Raw genomic sequence first — 18,174 nt, 5'->3', positions numbered from 1 at the left:
GATATAGCTCTTAAATTGACGAAGCTTGCGCTTCATTCAAAAATTGTAAAACTTTTTTTTGCCTCATCGTTCAGTTTTCAAAGTTCGTCTGCCGCTCTTGGCGACTTAAATATCTTACCAAGTGAAGAACAAAAGGTCAATCACTTTTTAAAATATTTTTTATTTTGTTTGTCGCTTATCTCGGCGACGTCTATTAATATATCAGTAAAATAATAACCGCGCAACCCTTTTTATAAAAAAGTTTAAAGAAATTTATCTATCTATGCTCGTACTGTTCGCGCCTCAATTTTCTCTTCATTATATACGGCTAAAAATAAAAGAAGGCGAGCCAACGGCTTCGCCTTATGAACGTAGAGACGATAAAGATACATTTCGTTTTTTTGCCTCTTTTAAATAGAAGAAGTAGAGAGCCTCTGCCTGCTTTACTTGAGCCGCTAATTCCCCCGTATCTTCGATGCTAACTTCAAGCATACGGCGTTTTGACTCAAACTTAGATTTCGCTTCCATCAACTCATTAAGTAGTCGTTGATCATAATCATCTTTTAACGACTTACGAAACCACTTCATAACTCTCTTCTACCTTCCATCGCTCGAGACAAGGTCACTTCGTCCGCATACTCCAAATCCCCACCGACCGGTAGCCCATGCGCGAGACGCGTTACGCGAATTCCTGTTGGCTTAAGCAGACGTGATAAATACATTGAAGTCGCTTCTCCTTCAATATTAGGATTCGTTGCTAAAATCACTTCTTGAATCGCTTCATTCTCTTGTAAACGTGTCAGCAAGCTTGAAACGTTGATATCCTCCGGACCAATCCCCTCCATTGGACTAATAGCCCCATGAAGAACATGATATTTCCCTCGGTACTCTCTCATTTTCTCCATGGCAATCACGTCTCTTGAATCTTGGACCACACAAACTACCGTTTCATCCCGATGTGAGTCTTTACAGATAGCACATGGATCAATATCTGTAATATGACCGCACACGGTACAATATTTGATGTCCCGTTTCGCACTGACGAGAGCCTTCGCAAACGTTAAAACATCGTCTTCTTCCATATCTAGTACATGGAAAGCCAAACGCACTGCAGTTTTTGGGCCGATTCCAGGTAGCTTCGTAAAACTCTCAATCAATCGTCCAATGGCTTCAGGGTATTGCAACTCGCATCGATCCTTTCTTTACTTAAAAGCCTGGGAGATTCATCCCTTGTGTGAAACGTCCCATTTTATCATTTACAAGCTGATCAGCTTGCTTCATCGCATCATTGATCGCTGCTAAGACAAGATCTTGTAACATATCTACATCGTCGGGGTCGACGACATCTTCTGCAATAATGACATCTAAGACTTCTTTATGACCGCTGACGACAACTTTTACCATGCCGCCTCCCGCAGTACCTTCTACCGATAGCTCTTTCAATTCTTCTTGAGCTTTCGCCATGTCTTTTTGCATTTTTTGCATCTGTTTCATCATGTTATTCATATTTCCCATTCCACGCATTCAGAGCGCCTCCCTTATGTTTCTTCGATTTCAACGACATCGCCAAAACGTTCCATCGCCTGTGCAACCAACGGGTCCTCAGTTTCCGGCTCTTCGACTTGTTCTGTCCGCTCTGCTTGTTTTTGAAGGATGAACTCATTTTTCAATTCATTCCAATCCGTTTCAAGCACCGCCATGATTTCACGACGAATTCCCGTAACTTCAAACAACGCCTGTTCGATCACATCACGCGTACGACCATTCGAACTTACTTGTTCATAGTGCCATGTCATTCCATCTTTAAATTGTACCAGTAAGGTGTCACTTGCACAAAGGACAGCCTCACTTTCATAGAAGAGTGCAAAAATTGGACCATCCTGTATTCGGATGTTCGTCATGATGTCGCCCCAACTATCGCGAATCGCATTCAAGTGCTGTCGCTCAGCCCGCTGAAGCAGTTGGCGAATCCGTTCTTTCGGTACTCGGATTTGAGTACGCTTCGGAGCAGGCTTCGGCTTTTCTACTTCCACGCCTGTCACAGACACACCATTTTTCTTCACTTCATTCAATTCGCGGCTCAATTCACGCACTTGATCTTGCAGCTGTGTCATCTGTTCACTAATCGTCCGACCTTGTTCCGCAATTCGAATGAATGTCAATTCTACCAACACTTTGGGATGATTCGATAACCTCATCTGTTGCTGGCAATCATTAAGCTCTTCAATCACTTGGAACAATTCGTCCGTCGAGGTCGCTTCGACAAACTGACGGAATTCATCGGTTGGACGAGCGCGTTCTAATAAGTCAGCAGCTTGCGGAGATGCTTTTAAAAGTAGTGCATCCCGATGGACGAACACCAAATCTTCAATGAATCGTTTTAAGTCTTTCCCTTCGCGTAGCATCATTTCAAGTGTACTCAAAATCGCATTTAACTCTTTTTTCTGTAGACCATATGCCATTTCAAGCAATGTTTCATCCGTTACAGCACCTGTTACTTCTAAAACCGCCTCTTCCGTCAGGCGACCATCACTAAATGCCAATGCCTGATCAAGTAAGCTAAGGGCATCTCGCATTCCACCATCAGCAGCCCGCGCGATTAATTTCAACGCTTCTGGATCATAGTCATGGTCTTGATCATTTAAAATATATGCCATACGGGTCTGCAATTGACTCACTTCATGTCGTTTAACGTCAAAGCGCTGACACCGAGAAATGATTGTTGCCGGAATTTTATGCGGTTCTGTCGTTGCCAAAATAAAAATCGCATGTGCTGGCGGCTCTTCGAGCGTCTTCAACAATGCATTGAAAGCGCCTGTTGACAACATATGCACTTCATCAATGATATATACTTTGTAACGACCTTGAGACGGTGGATATTTAACCTTGTCTCGAATTTCTCGAATTTCGTCAACTCCGTTGTTTGATGCTGCATCGATTTCGAACACGTCTGGACTCGTACCTTCCGTGATGGCGATACACGTCGGACAGGTATTACACGGTTCACGTGTCGGTGCACTTTCACAGTTTATTGCCTTGGCAATGATTTTCGCCAAACTCGTCTTCCCTGTCCCGCGCGGACCTGAAAACAGATATGCGTGTGACATCCGCTCCTCTAGTAGAGCATTTTGAATCGTACGTGTGATATGAACTTGACCGACGACCTCTTGAAATGACTGAGGTCTGTATACCCGATATAATGCTTGATACGCCATGAGTTCGCCTCCTTCCCCACTTTTCTTCTCTATCTCATCATACAAAAAAATCTACAGCCCTGGGGCCATAGATTGAAGTTATAAAATAAATCTGCCGCGCACCGATTTCTGAAAGCACGTCAACATGCGTTACTCATGCAGTTTGCTCAGTCCAAGCACCCCTGCGGCACACGGTACGTCACCACTTAAGGCTGCTTCCTTCCGGACCTGACCTGGTTCATGGGTGACCGTTGCGCAGGACTCAGACGTCAACGCCACTTACATAAGGCAGACCACACCAGCGCACTCCCTCGAATCGGGATTCAGTCTCGCTACAGCGGATTGCGAGTGACAGGGCACCGCTACCTCCCCACCTAGCACGGCAAATGGGTAAATGAAATTATGCACTATCTCGAGTGCTATTACATTATACTGTTTAATCGATTGGGTTGCAACCTCTCTGATGAAGTCGTTCTTGTTTCTTCCTTTCTCTAAGCGCTCGGAAGAAATCAGTCAGAAGCTGCCCACATTCTTCTGCTAAAACATTCTCTGTCACGTCGGCCTGATGATTGAATCGTTCATCCTGTACTAAATTCATCAGCGTGCCACAACAACCACCTTTCGGATCATGCGCACCGAAGATCACCCGCTTCACTCGAGATAACACAATGGCTCCTGCACACATCGGACAAGGTTCGAGTGTGACGTATAACTCACAATCTTCTAATCGCCAATTCCTTAATGCTTCGTTTGCCGCTTCAATCGCAATCATCTCAGCATGAGCAGCAGCTAAGCGATTTGTTTCACGACGGTTATGACCGGTCGCAATCACCTCATCTCCCTTTACAATCACACAGCCAATCGGTACCTCACCAATAGCTTCTGCTTTCTTCGCTTCTTCGATGGCTAACTGCATAAATCGCTCATCACGTTCCATCCATTCACCTCATTTCTTATTTAACACTATGAAAAAAAATGAAAATCAAATCCCTCGCCATATCCCTGGCATTGTATGCTAGAATGGAACTTGCACTTTGGATAATGGAGGATGACATCATATGTTTATAACGGTAGAAGGACCGATTGGTGTCGGGAAAACATCACTGGCCCATATCATCAGTCAGCATTTCTCGATGCAGATGCTGAATGAAATTGTAGAAGAGAACCCATTTCTCGGCAAGTTTTATGAAGATATCGAAGAATGGAGTTTCCAAACGGAAATGTTCTTCTTATGCAATCGATTCAAGCAGTTGGATGATATTCATAAACACCACTTGAGTCAACAGCAATCCGTCGTTTCGGACTATCATATTTTCAAAAACTTGATTTTTGCTCATCGTTCATTGAAACCGGCACATCTCAACAAATACGAGCAGATTTATAAGATTTTGACACATGATATGCCGAAACCTGATGTCGTCATTTACTTACACGCCAGCATTGAGACATTGATGAAACGAGTCGCCTTGCGTGGACGTGAAGTGGAAGAAAATATGTCCCGTGATTATCTCGAACAACTCGCTCACGATTATGAGACATTCGTAGAGTCGTATCGCGCGACCCATCCAGAAGTGAAAATCCTCTCATTCAGTGGGGATGAACTCGACTTCGTACACAACCCAAACGATTTGACACATGTCTTAAAGACAATTGAACGTGAATTAGAATTGACTAAAGGAGCACAATTAAAATGAAGCTGATTGATAAATATAACATCCCGAACGATACAATCATTACAATCGGTGGAATGGTTGGAATCGGGAAATCAACGATCACCAATTCGTTAGCCGATGCATTGAACTTCCGAACGTCTTTAGAGAAAGTAGATACGAACCCTTACCTCGATAAATTCTATCATGATTTCGAGCGTTGGAGTTTCCATCTTCAAATTTACTTCTTGGCTGAACGTTTCAAAGAACAAAAGAAAATCTTCCAATACGGTGGCGGCTTCATTCAAGACCGTTCAATCTATGAAGATACAGGTATCTTCGCAAAAATGCATTACGAAAAAGGGACGATGTCACCAACAGACTACGAAACGTATTCAAGTTTGTTCGAGGCTATGGTGTTAACACCATTCTTCCCACACCCAGATTTATTGATCTACCTTGAAGGTTCGTTCGAACAAGTCCTTGAACGCATCCAGATGCGCGGTCGCGAGATGGAGCAACAAACACCGATTGCATATTGGGAAGAGATGTACGAGCGCTATACAGAATGGATTAACAACTTTAATCTGTGCCCAGTACTACGCCTTTCAATCGAAGACTACGACCTCATCAATGACCCTGATTCAGTCGAACTCATCCTTGAAAAAATTGAAAAGCAACTGACGGTTGCTCGCGAAGCAAAAGTTAGATAATCGAAAGAAGGATTACGCCATGAAAAGCGTAATCCTTCTTTTTATACATAAAAAAATCCACAGCGATGATGTCTGTGGATACAAAAAATGCATCTGCCTCTGCAGATGCCCGATTGAAAGCGGAGTTGGTGGGATTCGAACCCACGCGAGCCTTGCGACTCCTAACGGATTTCGAGTCCGTCCCCTTCAGCCGGACTTGGGTACAACTCCAGGCCTAAAAAAGTGTAAAAAAAAGAAAGTGGAGGAGGTGGTGGGATTCGAACCCACGCAGGCTATTACACCCCTGACGGTTTTCAAGACCGTTCCCTTAAACCACTTGGGTACACCTCCAAAAGATATAAAATTGTGTGAGCCTCCAAAAAAGAAATGGAGGAGGTGGTGGGATTCGAACCCACGCAGGCTGTTACACCCCTGACGGTTTTCAAGACCGTTCCCTTAAACCACTTGGGTACACCTCCAAAGCTCATATACAATTCGTGAGCAACAGTGTCGCTCGACATGATTTATAGTACCAAGTGAAGAGACAGATGTCAAACCCTTTTGTGAAAAAACATTAAAAAAATTAAGCAGCCCCAAAATCGAGGCTGCTCAAGCGTTTAGTTCGGCATTTCAATCTTTTCTTTCCCACCCATATAAGGGCGAAGCACTTCTGGGATGACGACTGATCCGTCTGCTTGTTGGTAGTTTTCCAAAATCGCTGCAACTGTTCGACCGACTGCCAATCCTGACCCGTTCAATGTGTGGACAAACTCTGGTTTTGCATTGGCATCACGACGGAAGCGAATTCCAGCACGACGCGCTTGGAAATCTTCAAAGTTAGAGCAAGAAGAAATCTCACGATACATTCCTTGTGCTGGCATCCACACTTCGATATCATATTTTTTAGCAGCTGTGAATCCAAGGTCTGCCGTACACATGCTGAGTACTTGGTACGGAAGTCCGAGACGTTTTAATACTTCTTCAGCATGACCTGTCAACAATTCCAATTGTTCATATGACTCTTCTGGTTTCACGAAGCGGACGAGCTCAACTTTATTGAATTGGTGCTGGCGAATCAAGCCACGCGTATCACGACCCGCTGAACCAGCTTCAGAACGGAAGTTGGCGCTATAAGCTGTATACGTGATTGGAAGCTGCGTTTCCGGAATGATTTCTTCACGGTGCATGTTTGTGACTGGCACTTCAGCTGTCGGAACGAGGAAGTAGTTTGTGTCCGCTACTTTAAACGCATCTTCTTCAAATTTAGGAAGTTGACCTGTTCCAATCATCGAATCACGATTGACCATGTACGGCGGCAATACTTCTGAGTAACCATGCTCGTCTGAATGAAGGTCCATCATAAAGTTGATGAGTGCACGTTCTAAGCGGGCACCTAACCCTTTATAGAAAACAAAGCGGCTACCCGTTACTTTCCCTGCTCGTTCCACATCGACGATTTTAAGGTCTTCCATCACGTCCCAATGTTGCTTCGGCTCGAAGTCAAAATCAGGCTTTGTTCCGATTTCGCGAATCGTCACGTTATCATCCTCCGTCTCGCCGATTGGAGTTGATTCGTGTGGGATGTTCGGAATGCTGAGCAAGATCAAGTTGAGTTCAGCCTCTACTTCTCGTAACTCTTCATCTAGCAATTTGATTTCATCCCCAAGACGGCGTGTTTCCAAAATCGGACCTTCCGCATCCTGTTTGTTCCGTTTTAATTCAGCGATTTGTTTCGTCGCTTCATTGCGTTTTGCTTTCTTTACTTCCACTTCGTTAATTAAGTCACGACGCTTTTCCTCTAACTGCGGGAAGCGGTCAAGTGCACTCAAATCTTCTCCACGGTAAGCTAACTTTTCTTTGATTCCTTCAAAATCTTGTCGTAAACGTTTAATGTCTAACATTGCTGTTCCTCCTTTTTCATATAAAAAAGGCGGCACGTCCCTTTCCCGTAGGAAAGGGACGAACCACCTTGGATCCGCGTTGCCACCCTCGTTGCCCAAATGCTTGAGCCACTCGATGCACGTAACGTGTGCCAAACGTGACCTGTTTCCAAGTCAATGCTCCGAGGCCGATTCGGTTACGCCATCTCACTAGTTTGCACCAACCACTAGCTCTCTGTCAGTAGACGTACGTAACGTACTTATTCTCATCATCGCATCTGTCATTGAATTAATCTTACTTTACAACATCTGAACTTGTTCGACAAGACTGATTTTTCCAAGTGCTAATCGGATTTGATCGAGGAATTCAAAGAACGCTCGCGTCATTCTCGTCAAGAACGAAGCCGTATCAACCGACTCTGCCGTGACAAGCATCGTCTTCGGGGGAGTCTCTCCTTCTAAGTAACGAACTTGATCGGAAGAATCGATCGTGACTACGCCCGCCTGTGTATCGACCTTGATTGGAGCCTCTAATTCGAGCAGTTCAACTTGCGGCTCCGGGACAGGCTTCCCTTTTTCGACCAACACTTCAAAGTCATTCGTCGTCCGTACAGCAACTTGTTCTGTTTCACCTTGAGAAACTTTCGCCGTTTTCGAAATCGTTTCACCTGTCCGTAAGATTGGTGTCATGACGAAATCCGCATACGCATAGTCATGTAATGCTTTCGTCGCTGCATAGCGTCCCTCATCAGATGGTGCACCAAGAACGACCGATAACACAGTGCGACCATCCCGTGTGGACACACCGACAAAGCAATAGCCTGCTTCATTCGTTGTTCCGGTCTTGAAACCGAGCATCCCTGGATAGGCAAGGTCACGATCGGCGAGCATCCGGTTCGTCGCATCAAAGCGAACACCGTCGACATCCACATATGCCCGTTTTGTCACGTCGAGTACTTCCGGATAAGTCGTCAAATATGCAATCGCCAATTTCATTAAATCGTTAGCCGACGTCAAATTGTCTCCTGGTAGACCGGCTGATACAGAATCAAGTCCCGATGCATTCGCAAACGTCGTTTGTGTCATTCCTAGTTCATCGGCCCGGCGATTCATTTCTTTGACGAACGCCTCCTCTGAACCAGACACTGCTTCCCCCAGCGTCACAGCCGCTTCGTTCGCCGAACGAATTAACGCTGCATCGTATAACTCTTTGACGGTATACGGTTTATTCAATAGCGGGATTCGTGCCAATCCCGGTTTTCTCGTCAATGCCAATGCAGCATCGCTCGGTGTAATCTCTTGATTCCAACTGAGCTTTCCTTCCTCGATCGCCTCACGCGTCAAAAATGCCGTCATTAATTTCGTGATTGAAGCGGGCTGAAGCATGGCATCTTCTTGTTTCGTAAACAGAACCTGTCCTGTCGTCACGTCTACAAGCATTGCGCTCGCCGCGTCAACTTTCGGTGCGGCCGCAGAGGCGACTGAAGGTACGATTACTTGTACAAGCAATATGGCAATAAACAACATGATTAAATAGCGAGCCTTCACATAGTTTCCCCTTTCTGTACGCTTCTTTGTTCAGTGTAACAAAAAATAAGTTTGAAGGACCCCCTTTTTATGAGGTCCCCCAAACTTATGCATATTGCTTCTGATTTTCTTTGACCATCTCGATAAAATAGCGATGCAATGATAGATCTTCCGTCAACTCTGGATGGAACGAACAAGCCAGGTACTGGTTGTAACGAACTGCTACAATCGCTTCCTCGACTTCAGCGAGCACGTCCACTTCCGGTTCGACTCGCGCCACTTGTGGGGCACGAATAAAGACCGCTTCGACTGGCTCCTCGATTCCTTTTACCGGAAGATCAACTTCAAAACTGTCGACCTGACGTCCGAATGCATTGCGTTTTACCGTCATCGGAATTTTCTTTAAGTGAGCATCATAGCCTTCGACTTCATTTGCGAGAAGAATCATACCAGCACATGTGCCGAACATCGGTAACGTCTCCATGTCACGAAGTGGCTCAAGTAACTCATAGCGGTCGAGTAGGCGTCGCATCGCGGTACTTTCTCCACCTGGTAACACTAATCCATCGATCGCTTTCAAGTCTTCTAACGAGCGGACGACAACCGTCTGCGCACCGAGCGCTTCAAGCATACGAACATGCTCACGAATCGCGCCCTGCATCCCTAATACGCCAATCGTCACCATCTTACCAGCCTCGTGGCGCCATGAGCTCTTCGTCTTTGAGCGTACGGACGTCGAGTCCTTTCATCGCCTCACCCAATCCTTTTGAAAGGTGGGCAATCCGCTCATAGTCGTCGTGGTATGTTGTTGCTTCAACGATGGCACGTGCGAATTTTTCTGGGTTCTCCGCTTTGAAAATTCCAGATCCGACAAAGACGCCGTCTGCTCCGAGGTGCATCATCAAGGCTGCATCCGCTGGTGTTGCGATTCCACCTGCTGCAAAGTTAACGACTGGAAGACGGCCTGCTTCACGGATTTGCATAAGCACTTCAAATGGTGCTCCAAGGTCACGAGCCTCTGTCATAACTTCATCTACGCTCATCGACAAGAGACGCTTCACTTGTGCTTGTACTGTACGCATGTGACGAACCGCTTCCACGATGTTCCCCGTTCCTGGCTCACCTTTTGTACGAATCATTGCTGCGCCTTCGCCGATTCGACGTGAAGCTTCACCAAGGTCACGCGCTCCACATACGAACGGCGCTGTATAGTCGCGTTTGTACAAATGGAACTCTTCATCTGCTGGCGTCAATACTTCACTCTCATCGATAAAGTCGACCCCCATCGACTCAAGGACACGAGCTTCAGCGATATGACCGATACGGCATTTCGCCATAACCGGAACAGATACTGCCCCCATGACATCTTCAATGATTGTTGGATCGGCCATACGGGCAACACCGCCCATTTTGCGGATATCCGAAGGTACACGTTCAAGCGCCATGACAGCAACCGCACCGGCAGCTTCAGCGATTTTTGCCTGTTCTGCGTTGATGACGTCCATGATGACGCCACCTTTTTGCATTTCTGCCATCCCTCGTTTTACTTTATCTGTTCCCACTTGTCTCTTTTCCATTGAAATCCCTCCATTGGTTCATGTTCTACTTGCTAGTATAAGCCGGATTGACTATATTAAAAGTGCCAGATTCTTATTTTTTAAAGTGGTCAGTTTAGATAAAAGGACTTTATTGCCACTATCACGAACGTGTTTAAGTATGAAGGAGGAATCAGTATGTTAGACCGTGACCCGTTTGAAGGAGGCAATCGCGCCTCATTTGGTACACCTGGAATTGTCTCATTCTTGATTATCATCGGCTTTCTCTTGTACTTCTTTTTCGGTTCGTAAAGAAAGGAACGTCATCTCATGGATATGCTTACTTTTTCACTTGAACAAGATTCGTCCATCCCACTATATGAGCAATTGTATAAACATATTCGCGAAGCCATCGTCGACGACACGCTAAAAACAGGTACCAAGCTACCTTCGAAGCGTAAACTCTCCCAATTTCTAGATGTATCTCAGACGACGGTCGAATTCGCCTATGCTCAGTTACTCGCCGAAGGATATATCGAATCCATTCCTCGGAAGGGGTTTTATGTGTTGCCGCAAGAGGAACTATACGTCCGGCGATCAAGTAGCACCATCACACCATCACCACCTAAAAAGACGTATACGTACGATGTGTCGCCAAGCCAAATCGATACAACGGCTTTTCCGTTTGAACGTTGGAAACGACATATTAAAAACGTCGTCGATGAGGTTCATCATGAGTTGCTCGCGTTAGGCCCCGTTCAAGGGGATCTTGAATTACGTCAGGAAATTGCGACCTATCTCTATCATTCGCGAGGCGTTCAGTGCTCACCTGAACAGATTATCGTCGGGTCAGGGACCGAACAACTATTGCCACAACTATTAGATTTATTACCCGATGCCTCGGTGTTTGGAATTGAAGATCCCGGTTATCCACTCACGCGTCTTTTATTCGAGCAACAAGGGCGCACCTCCATCCCGATTCCGGTAGACGACAGTGGGGTTTGTGTAAGTGAGCTTGAACGTCATGCCATTGATGCGCTATACGTGACACCTGCCCATCAATTTCCGACAGGGACTGTCTTATCCGTCAGTCGACGCCAACGTCTGTTGAATTGGGCGCTCGTTCACCAAACGTATATCATAGAGGACGATTATGACAGCGAGTTCCGCTATAGTGGTAAACCCATCCCATCTCTTCAAAGCATGGACCCGAACGAACGTGTCATTTATATCAGTACGTTTTCAAAATCACTCATGCCTTCTCTTCGTATCGGGTATATGGTGTTACCGACGCCTCTTCTGAATCGTTACCGTGAGCGGCATCATTATTTTACGTGTAGCGTCCCTCGATTTGAGCAACATACGTTGGCGCTGTTCATGTCGAGCGGTGATTTTGAAAAACATTTGAATCGGATGCGAAAAATCTATCGCCGTAAGTTAGAAATCGTGCTCACTACCTTCCGTCCGTTCGAACCGACTGTCATCGTGACAGGTGCAAGTGCCGGATTGCATGTTGTATTGACCGTCGTCACAGACCGAACAGAGCAAGAGTTGAAGCAGTCGGCTGAATCTTTCGGCATCGCCATAAAATCGATGAACGACTATCGCATCGTACATCCGGACTCGCATAAACAATTTTTGTTTGGTTTTGCGCACTTACCCGAATCATCTTTACCGAACGTGATTGATCAGTTGATGAACGCATGGGCAATTCCGAGAGGAGCGATTACATGAAGCGACATCTTCGATGGATCATCGGAATCCTTTTAATCGGCAGTGGCCTTTTCTTTTTAACGAGTTCGATTTGGAAAGAGAATATCGCTAGCTCAACCAGTGAATATGTCATTGAACATATGGAACTACAAGACGAGATTGAGGTTGAAGCGAGTTATAATTTCGCCTCGGTCACTCCTCTTTCCTTAGCGGACGTCTTACAAGCGCGCAATCGTTTTCATCATTTACCAACAATCGGTGTCATTTCCATTCCAGATGTTTCACTGGAGCTCCCAGTCATAAAAGGATTAGATGATGAGAGTCTCGCTGTCGGAGCGGGAACCATGCATCCCGATCAACAAATGGGAAAAGGCAATTACGCACTAGCCGGTCATTATTTACAACATGCGGACGCTCTATTCGGTCCGCTCCATAAAGTCGATGTTGGTATGAAAATCTATCTTCGAAATGCTGCACACACTTACGAATACATCGTGACATCGCTTGAAACCGTCTCTCCTGAACAAGTTGATGTATTGGATGAAACAGCTACTCCTACCCTTACATTAATCACTTGTACGTTCGATACGACGGAGCGACTCATCGTCAAAGGTTCACTCGTCACTACTGAATCATAACCGCATCTCCTCAACCAACAGGAGACGCGGTTATTTATTGTTTTTTCAAAAACATATTGTTAGCGCTTACAACTTCCGCTAAACTATTTTTGAAAACGTTTGCATAAAATTGTGCAATTTAACTCAAACAAAAGAGGTGTCTCATGAAGAAAAAAACTGCTCGTCAGGCTTCGACTTTATTCCTGTCCGGTGCATTGCTCATTCAAGCCGGGGTTCCGATGAACGCATTAGCTGAACCGACTGCCATCACAATTGATGGGGTAAAAACAGATTGGGCTAATATTCCCGCCCTCGCGAGTTCTCCCACTGCTGGATGGCAAGGGTTCGATGTCGGTGATTTATACATAAACAATGATGCGCAACACCTATATTTCTACGTAGATGCGAACAATGTCCCGAACTGGGGAGATAACGGGCAATACATAAATATTGCGCTCCAAATCAATGATGAAGATTCTGGTGTATCTACTAATCCACTCGGGTATCCATTTGATTTTAAAGGTGTCGACAAGGCACCTCAGTACCATATTCTCGTCCGAGTCGATGGTGATCAGAACGTAAAAGAGGCTGCTCTTTATCAGGCTGGTCAAGAGAAACCTCTTTTACAATTGAATCAGTTGAACGGGGCGGCATTCGCAGTCGATCGGACAAAAGGATTCGAAGGAAAAATCCCTCTTTCGTTACTCGGCTTGAACAATGGAGATCAAGTCCGCGCCTTAACTGTATTGAGTGGAAATAACGCCGGAGAGCATGGGGCGTTCGATACGATTCCGAGCAACGCGGCCAATCAATTAGCCAATAGTTGGAACGTGTCTGCCACGCCATCCTCACAATCTGTTTATAGTGCACCATTCACTTTAAATGGGGTAGAGACGATTGACCAACTTGAAGTTGCGTCCGTGACCCCGGCCTCATCATCAATTGATGTGGATGTGTCTGCTCCAATCACATGGACATTTAATGAACCCGTCCGTCTCGATTCGGCATCGGTCACCTTACAACAAGGGGAGACGCGTGTCCCCGTTGATGTGACGGCGAACGGGACGAGCGTGACACTTCAACCGAAAGAAGCTCTCGCTCTTAATACATCCTATACGGCCATCATTCCAGAAGGTGCGGTGACCGGAACGATTTCGAATACGACACTCCCGGCATTGACGACTACTTTCAAAACAGCAACAAAACTCGCGGATCCTTGGGAAACGACACGCTATATCGAAATGAAATATGTCCGTGCCGATCATGACTATACGGATTGGAACTTATGGACATGGAGCACAGGAAAAAAAGACGGACAAGTCGATCCATACCGGATAACTGACGATGGGGCCATCTTCCGTATCCCAGTCGGTCAAGACGCCACGAAAGTCGGGTTTGTCATTCGAAAAGGTACGGACTGGGCCGTTAAGGATGCTTATGGAGAAGACAGATACGTCACGCTCGGAGAAGACCGCGTCACGAAGGTCGTCGTCGAAAGCGGAAAAGGTGCCTTCCATCAAGTTCCGACAATCAGTGGTCCCGAATACGGTACAGATGGAATTCAATTCTTCTACCGTGATGTAGCGCTCTACGAATCAGGAGAAATGGACGAAATCGATCAGGTCGCACTCAAAATCAATGGTGAGACGTATCCGATGACTTATGAGCCAGAAAACGAGTGGTTCCGCCATACAATACGTTTACCTGAAGGAATCCATGACTACACGTATCTCGTCACGAAGGACGGCGTCACGGTCGAAGTGAAAGACCCCTATTTCGAGGCTTCTCAAATCGAATATCGTCAACCGACCGTCACACTCACTTCTTCTGTCAGTCCGAAAGCCATCAGCTCTCGTGAAAATGCGGTCGTTCGAGTAAAACCGTCCTTGCCGAAAGGTGTGACACTCCGAGAACTCTACATCGATGCACGCCCACTTGGTGGTCCTGAAAAGTTACACATCGATCGTGCGTTAAACGCCCAAACCATCGCGGTGAAAGATACGGTCAAACCTGGAAATAAGACGCTTTCCGTCACTGCAATCGACCAATATGGAAACGTTCATCGCTCGACAACAACGGTTCGTGTCGTCCCTAAAACGATGAAGGAAAAACAAGCGTTTGATTGGGATGAGGCGCGCATCTATTTTATGCTCACGGACCGTTTCTATAACGGAGATTTATCCAATGACAACCCGAATCGTGAGTACTATGACAAAGATCATCCTGAATCTTACCATGGCGGCGATTTTGCAGGTGTTACGAAAAAACTTGATTATTTAGATGATCTTGGGATCAATACGATTTGGATCACGCCAATTGTGGATAACATCGATTGGGATTTACGATATGGAAAAGACGGATCTCAGTATGGATATCATGGATATTGGGCCAAGAACTTTGAAAAACTTGATGAACATCTCGGGGATATGGCTGCGTTCCATAAACTGATTGATGAAGCGCATAAGCGTGGAATGAAAATTATGGTCGACGTCGTCTTGAACCATCCTGGCTATGGCATGGAACCTGGGGCAAGCTCATCTGTCACAAACTTCCCAACGGATGCAGAACGACAAGTATTTGATGGAATGATCCGTGAAAATCCGGTCGACGGAGACGATCTCAAAATGTCGCTATCCGGTCTTCCCGACTTCAAGACGGAAGAAGCTGCCGTTCGGGAACAATTGGTGAAATGGCAGACAGATTGGATCAAACGATCGAAAACGAAAAAAGGCAACACGATTGATTACTTCCGTGTCGATACGGTCAAACACGTGGACTCCACAACGTGGAAATCCTTTAAAAATGAATTAACAGCAATCAAGCCGAATTTCAAATTGATTGGGGAGCACTACGGGGCGAGTATCAACAATACAGGCGGCTACTTAAGAAGTGGTCAAATGGATTCCTTGCTCGACTTTGATTTTAAATATCAAGCTGAACGATTCGTGAATGGCAATATCGAAGACGTTGAAAAGGCACTTCAATATCGTAATACGCAGTTATCGAACGAAGCGACGCTCGGACAATTCTTGAGTAGCCATGATGAAGACGGATTCCTTGTCTCGCGGGCAGGCGGGGATACTGGGAAGCAAATGGTCGCAGCCTCTCTTCAAATCACGGCGAAGGGTCAGCCTGTGATCTATTACGGAGAAGAGGTCGGTCAATCTGGGAAGCATGCGGGCGATATGGATCAAGGCGAGTTCAATGAAAATCGCTATGACTTCGACTGGTCTCGAGTCAAAGGTGAAGGGAAATCGATGCATACGCACTATCAAAAACTTTTGAATATCCGTGCAGACTATTCGCATGTATTCAGTAAAGGGACACGTTCGTCCATCGCTTCGAATTCTGAGGCTGGCTATTCAATCTTCAAACGAAGTTATGGAAAACAATCGGTTCTCGTCGGATTAAATACGAAAGAGAAAGCGCAAACTGTTTCCTTTAATACTTCATATAAAGCGAAAACCGTATTGATTGACCGATATAGCGGTAAACAATACATCGTTCAAAAGAATGGCAAAGTCACTGTCTCACTCCCTGCTCAAGATCAAGGTGGTACTGTGATTTTAGTAGAGAAGCGCAAATAAATAACCGCCATCCTGAGTGTACAGGATGGCGGCTTTTTACATTAGCGTGAGTAGTTCGGTGCTTCTTTTGTAATGTTGACATCGTGTGGGTGACTTTCTTGAAGGCCCGCACCTGTCATCCGAATAAATTGCGTGTCTTCACGAAGGGCACGGATATCGGCAGCGCCACAGTATCCCATACCTGAACGAAGACCACCAATCAATTGATAGACCGTGTCAGCAAGTTCTCCACGATATGCGACACGTCCTTCGATTCCTTCTGGAACGAACTTTTTGTCTGCTTCTTGGAAGTAACGGTCTTGGCTTCCACGCTTCATCGATGCTTCAGATCCCATACCACGGTATGTCTTGAATTGACGACCTTGGTAAATTTCCATTTCGCCTGGGCTCTCTTTCACGCCGGCAAGCAAGCTACCAAGCATGACAGCGTTCGCTCCAGCAGCGATGGCTTTAACAATATCACCTGAGTACTTGATTCCACCATCAGCGATGACTGATACACCATGCTCTTTTGCTTCTGTAACACAATCATAAACCGCTGTGATTTGTGGAACACCAACGCCTGCAACGACGCGTGTTGTACAAATTGAACCTGGTCCAATTCCGACTTTGATAACCGATGCTCCAGCTTCAATCAAAGCGCGTGTCGCTTCAGCAGTCGCTACGTTACCTGCGATGATTGGAAGTGATGGGAACGTATCGCGCAACTCACGAACTTTTTCAAGCACACCAGCCGAATGTCCATGTGCTGTGTCAATGACCAACGCATCTACGCCTGCTTCTACAAGTACTTGAGCACGTGAAGCCGCGTCTTTTGTCACACCGACTGCAGCTGCTACAAGAAGACGACCTTGCTTATCTTTTGCTGCGTTCGGGAACTGTTCGACCTTCTCGATATCTTTTGTTGTGATGAGGCCTTTCAATACGCCAGCTTCATCGACAAGTGGAAGTTTTTCAATGCGGTGTTGGTGTAGAATACGCTCTGCTTCTTCAAGCGATGTACCTACTTTTGCAGTGATCAGGTTTTCCGTTGTCATAACATCCTTGATGACGGTTGAATAGTCTTTGATGAAGCGAAGATCACGATTCGTCAAAATACCAATCAATTTACGCTCTTCTTCTGAGTTGACGATTGGAACGCCAGAAATACGATACTTACTCATTAAATACTCAGCGTCATACACTTGACGATCTGGAGTTAAATAGAAAGGATTTGTGATGACACCATTCTCTGAGCGCTTAACGCGATCGACATGTTCAGCTTGCATTTCCATAGACATGTTCTTATGAATGACACCTAAACCGCCTTGACGGGCCATAGCAATCGCCATCGGAGCTTCCGTGACGGTATCCATGCCGGCACTGATGATTGGGATATTCAATTCTAATCCTTCACAGAGCTTTGTGCTTAAATCAACGTCACGTGGTAAAACATTTGAGAACCTCGGTACGAGTAATACATCATCAAACGTTAAACCTTCTTTTGCAAACTTATTTTCCCACATAAAAATTGATGGCCCCTTTCTCGTTCTACCTACATCTTTGTTTCGAAATATTTCTGTAATGGTAACAGGTATAACGCAAAAGTGCAATTCAATTCCCGATGTTCAGAAAGTTCAGAATTGTGTTCGTTCCTATCTAGAAGATGAGAATTGTTCGGAATTTCATGTGAATAGGGTGCTTAATATGGAGTTTGATTTCATAACGAACATAAAAAACGACCGAGCGTTATGCTCGGTCGTCCTCTGCGTTGTTGCCTGGCAACGTCCTATCCTCACAGGGGGAGATCCCCCAACTACTT

Annotated in this window: 16 protein-coding genes, 3 tRNA genes, 1 other RNA gene and 1 other annotated feature; of the genes, 6 read left to right on the top strand and 14 right to left on the bottom strand. The window is 45.7% G+C overall.

Features of this window, described 5'->3' with window-relative positions; all coding sequences use genetic code 11:
- On the top strand, positions 1–213 hold a 213-nt coding region (locus KNO85_RS14760), incomplete at its 5' end, for a hypothetical protein (protein WP_214791284.1).
- A 129-nt stretch (positions 214–342) separates the two neighbouring features.
- Here KNO85_RS14760 and KNO85_RS14755 read toward each other — a convergent pair.
- The 6 genes from KNO85_RS14755 to tadA all read right to left on the bottom strand — a co-directional run bounded on the left by KNO85_RS14755 (position 343) and on the right by tadA (position 4,110).
- Positions 343–567 (bottom strand): YaaL family protein, encoded by a 225-nt coding sequence (locus KNO85_RS14755; RefSeq protein ID WP_214791283.1) that lies wholly within the window; start codon positions 565–567, stop codon positions 343–345.
- Entirely contained in the window at positions 564–1,163 is a 600-nt protein-coding gene (recR, locus tag KNO85_RS14750) for a recombination mediator RecR (protein WP_214791281.1), read from the bottom strand. Before recR ends, KNO85_RS14755 begins: the two co-directional genes overlap by 4 nt.
- Before the next feature lie 22 nt (positions 1,164–1,185).
- Positions 1,186–1,503 (bottom strand): YbaB/EbfC family nucleoid-associated protein, encoded by a 318-nt coding sequence (locus tag KNO85_RS14745; protein WP_012727754.1) that lies wholly within the window; start codon positions 1,501–1,503, stop codon positions 1,186–1,188.
- Between the two features lie 14 nt (positions 1,504–1,517).
- Complete coding sequence (gene dnaX, locus KNO85_RS14740; protein ID WP_214791279.1) at positions 1,518–3,194, bottom strand: DNA polymerase III subunit gamma/tau; 1,677 nt, start codon at positions 3,192–3,194, stop codon at positions 1,518–1,520.
- A 94-nt stretch (positions 3,195–3,288) separates the two neighbouring features.
- Positions 3,289–3,556, bottom strand: an RNA gene (gene ffs / locus KNO85_RS14735) — signal recognition particle sRNA large type.
- A gap of 53 nt (positions 3,557–3,609) precedes the next feature.
- Positions 3,610–4,110, bottom strand: a complete 501-nt coding sequence (tadA, locus tag KNO85_RS14730; protein WP_214791277.1) for a tRNA adenosine(34) deaminase TadA — start codon at positions 4,108–4,110, stop codon at positions 3,610–3,612.
- 121 nt (positions 4,111–4,231) lie between these two features.
- Here tadA and KNO85_RS14725 point away from each other — a divergent pair, with 121 nt between their 5' ends.
- Both KNO85_RS14725 and KNO85_RS14720 read left to right on the top strand, forming a co-directional pair.
- Entirely contained in the window at positions 4,232–4,867 is a 636-nt protein-coding gene (locus KNO85_RS14725; RefSeq protein WP_214791275.1) for a deoxynucleoside kinase, read from the top strand.
- Positions 4,864–5,535 carry a deoxynucleoside kinase gene (locus tag KNO85_RS14720; RefSeq protein ID WP_240542900.1) on the top strand — a complete coding sequence of 224 codons (672 nt, stop codon included), beginning with the start codon at positions 4,864–4,866 and terminating at the stop codon, positions 5,533–5,535. The genes KNO85_RS14725 and KNO85_RS14720 overlap by 4 nt, the downstream gene beginning before the upstream one ends.
- Before the next feature lie 120 nt (positions 5,536–5,655).
- On the opposite strand, the gene KNO85_RS14715 is transcribed toward KNO85_RS14720, so the two are convergent.
- The 7 genes from KNO85_RS14715 to pdxS all read right to left on the bottom strand — a co-directional run bounded on the left by KNO85_RS14715 (position 5,656) and on the right by pdxS (position 10,498).
- Positions 5,656–5,745, bottom strand: a tRNA-Ser gene (locus KNO85_RS14715).
- A gap of 29 nt (positions 5,746–5,774) precedes the next feature.
- Positions 5,775–5,865 (bottom strand) — tRNA-Ser (locus KNO85_RS14710).
- A 37-nt stretch (positions 5,866–5,902) separates the two neighbouring features.
- Positions 5,903–5,993: transfer RNA gene (locus tag KNO85_RS14705), tRNA-Ser, on the bottom strand.
- A gap of 138 nt (positions 5,994–6,131) precedes the next feature.
- Positions 6,132–7,415, bottom strand: coding sequence for a serine--tRNA ligase (gene serS, locus KNO85_RS14700; protein ID WP_214750034.1), 1,284 nt, complete (start codon positions 7,413–7,415; stop codon positions 6,132–6,134).
- A 51-nt stretch (positions 7,416–7,466) separates the two neighbouring features.
- Positions 7,467–7,676: a binding site (T-box leader), on the bottom strand.
- Between the two features lie 18 nt (positions 7,677–7,694).
- Positions 7,695–8,942, bottom strand: coding sequence for a D-alanyl-D-alanine carboxypeptidase family protein (locus tag KNO85_RS14695; RefSeq protein WP_214791273.1), 1,248 nt, complete (start codon positions 8,940–8,942; stop codon positions 7,695–7,697).
- 85 nt (positions 8,943–9,027) lie between these two features.
- Positions 9,028–9,606: a pyridoxal 5'-phosphate synthase glutaminase subunit PdxT gene (pdxT, locus tag KNO85_RS14690; RefSeq protein ID WP_214791271.1), complete on the bottom strand. Its 579-nt coding sequence runs from the start codon at positions 9,604–9,606 to the stop codon at positions 9,028–9,030.
- A 1-nt stretch (position 9,607) separates the two neighbouring features.
- The gene (gene pdxS / locus KNO85_RS14685) at positions 9,608–10,498 is read right to left on the bottom strand and encodes a pyridoxal 5'-phosphate synthase lyase subunit PdxS (RefSeq protein ID WP_214791270.1); all 891 of its coding nucleotides are present in this window, start codon (positions 10,496–10,498) and stop codon (positions 9,608–9,610) included.
- A 288-nt stretch (positions 10,499–10,786) separates the two neighbouring features.
- Between pdxS and pdxR the strand changes: the two genes are divergently transcribed.
- From pdxR to KNO85_RS14670, 3 genes are all read left to right on the top strand, one after another.
- Entirely contained in the window at positions 10,787–12,190 is a 1,404-nt protein-coding gene (gene pdxR, locus KNO85_RS14680; RefSeq protein WP_214791267.1) for a MocR-like pyridoxine biosynthesis transcription factor PdxR, read from the top strand.
- On the top strand, positions 12,187–12,807 hold the full coding sequence (locus KNO85_RS14675; RefSeq protein ID WP_214791265.1) for a class A sortase: 621 nt from the start codon (positions 12,187–12,189) through the stop codon (positions 12,805–12,807). Before pdxR ends, KNO85_RS14675 begins: the two co-directional genes overlap by 4 nt.
- Positions 12,808–12,950: 143 nt before the next feature.
- Positions 12,951–16,373 carry an alpha-amylase family glycosyl hydrolase gene (locus KNO85_RS14670; protein WP_214791264.1) on the top strand — a complete coding sequence of 1,141 codons (3,423 nt, stop codon included), beginning with the start codon at positions 12,951–12,953 and terminating at the stop codon, positions 16,371–16,373.
- Between the two features lie 41 nt (positions 16,374–16,414).
- Here KNO85_RS14670 and guaB read toward each other — a convergent pair whose 3' ends face one another.
- On the bottom strand, positions 16,415–17,878 hold the full coding sequence (guaB, locus tag KNO85_RS14665) for an IMP dehydrogenase (protein WP_214697315.1): 1,464 nt from the start codon (positions 17,876–17,878) through the stop codon (positions 16,415–16,417).
- Positions 17,879–18,174 lie beyond the last annotated feature (296 nt).

It is taken from the genome of Exiguobacterium sp. s124 (genome assembly GCF_018617485.1).
In the GTDB taxonomy this organism is placed as follows: domain Bacteria; phylum Bacillota; class Bacilli; order Exiguobacteriales; family Exiguobacteriaceae; genus Exiguobacterium; species Exiguobacterium aestuarii.
This window is presented reverse-complemented; position numbering and strand designations above follow the sequence as displayed.

Bases quoted from the DNA above. Each gene is read 5' to 3' on its own strand.
- KNO85_RS14755 (WP_214791283.1), bottom strand. From the start codon at position 567: ATGAAGTGGTTTCGTAAGTCGTTAAAAGATGATTATGATCAACGACTA.
- KNO85_RS14745 (WP_012727754.1), bottom strand. From the start codon at position 1,503: ATGCGTGGAATGGGAAATATGAATAACATGATGAAACAGATGCAAAAA.
- dnaX (WP_214791279.1), bottom strand. From the start codon at position 3,194: ATGGCGTATCAAGCATTATATCGGGTATACAGACCTCAGTCATTTCAA.
- tadA (WP_214791277.1), bottom strand. From the start codon at position 4,110: ATGGAACGTGATGAGCGATTTATGCAGTTAGCCATCGAAGAAGCGAAG.
- KNO85_RS14725 (WP_214791275.1), top strand. From the start codon at position 4,232: ATGTTTATAACGGTAGAAGGACCGATTGGTGTCGGGAAAACATCACTG.
- KNO85_RS14720 (WP_240542900.1), top strand. From the start codon at position 4,864: ATGAAGCTGATTGATAAATATAACATCCCGAACGATACAATCATTACA.
- serS (WP_214750034.1), bottom strand. From the start codon at position 7,415: ATGTTAGACATTAAACGTTTACGACAAGATTTTGAAGGAATCAAAGAA.
- pdxT (WP_214791271.1), bottom strand. From the start codon at position 9,606: ATGGTGACGATTGGCGTATTAGGGATGCAGGGCGCGATTCGTGAGCAT.
- pdxS (WP_214791270.1), bottom strand. From the start codon at position 10,498: ATGGAAAAGAGACAAGTGGGAACAGATAAAGTAAAACGAGGGATGGCA.
- pdxR (WP_214791267.1), top strand. From the start codon at position 10,787: ATGGATATGCTTACTTTTTCACTTGAACAAGATTCGTCCATCCCACTA.
- KNO85_RS14675 (WP_214791265.1), top strand. From the start codon at position 12,187: ATGAAGCGACATCTTCGATGGATCATCGGAATCCTTTTAATCGGCAGT.
- KNO85_RS14670 (WP_214791264.1), top strand. From the start codon at position 12,951: ATGAAGAAAAAAACTGCTCGTCAGGCTTCGACTTTATTCCTGTCCGGT.
- guaB (WP_214697315.1), bottom strand. From the start codon at position 17,878: ATGTGGGAAAATAAGTTTGCAAAAGAAGGTTTAACGTTTGATGATGTA.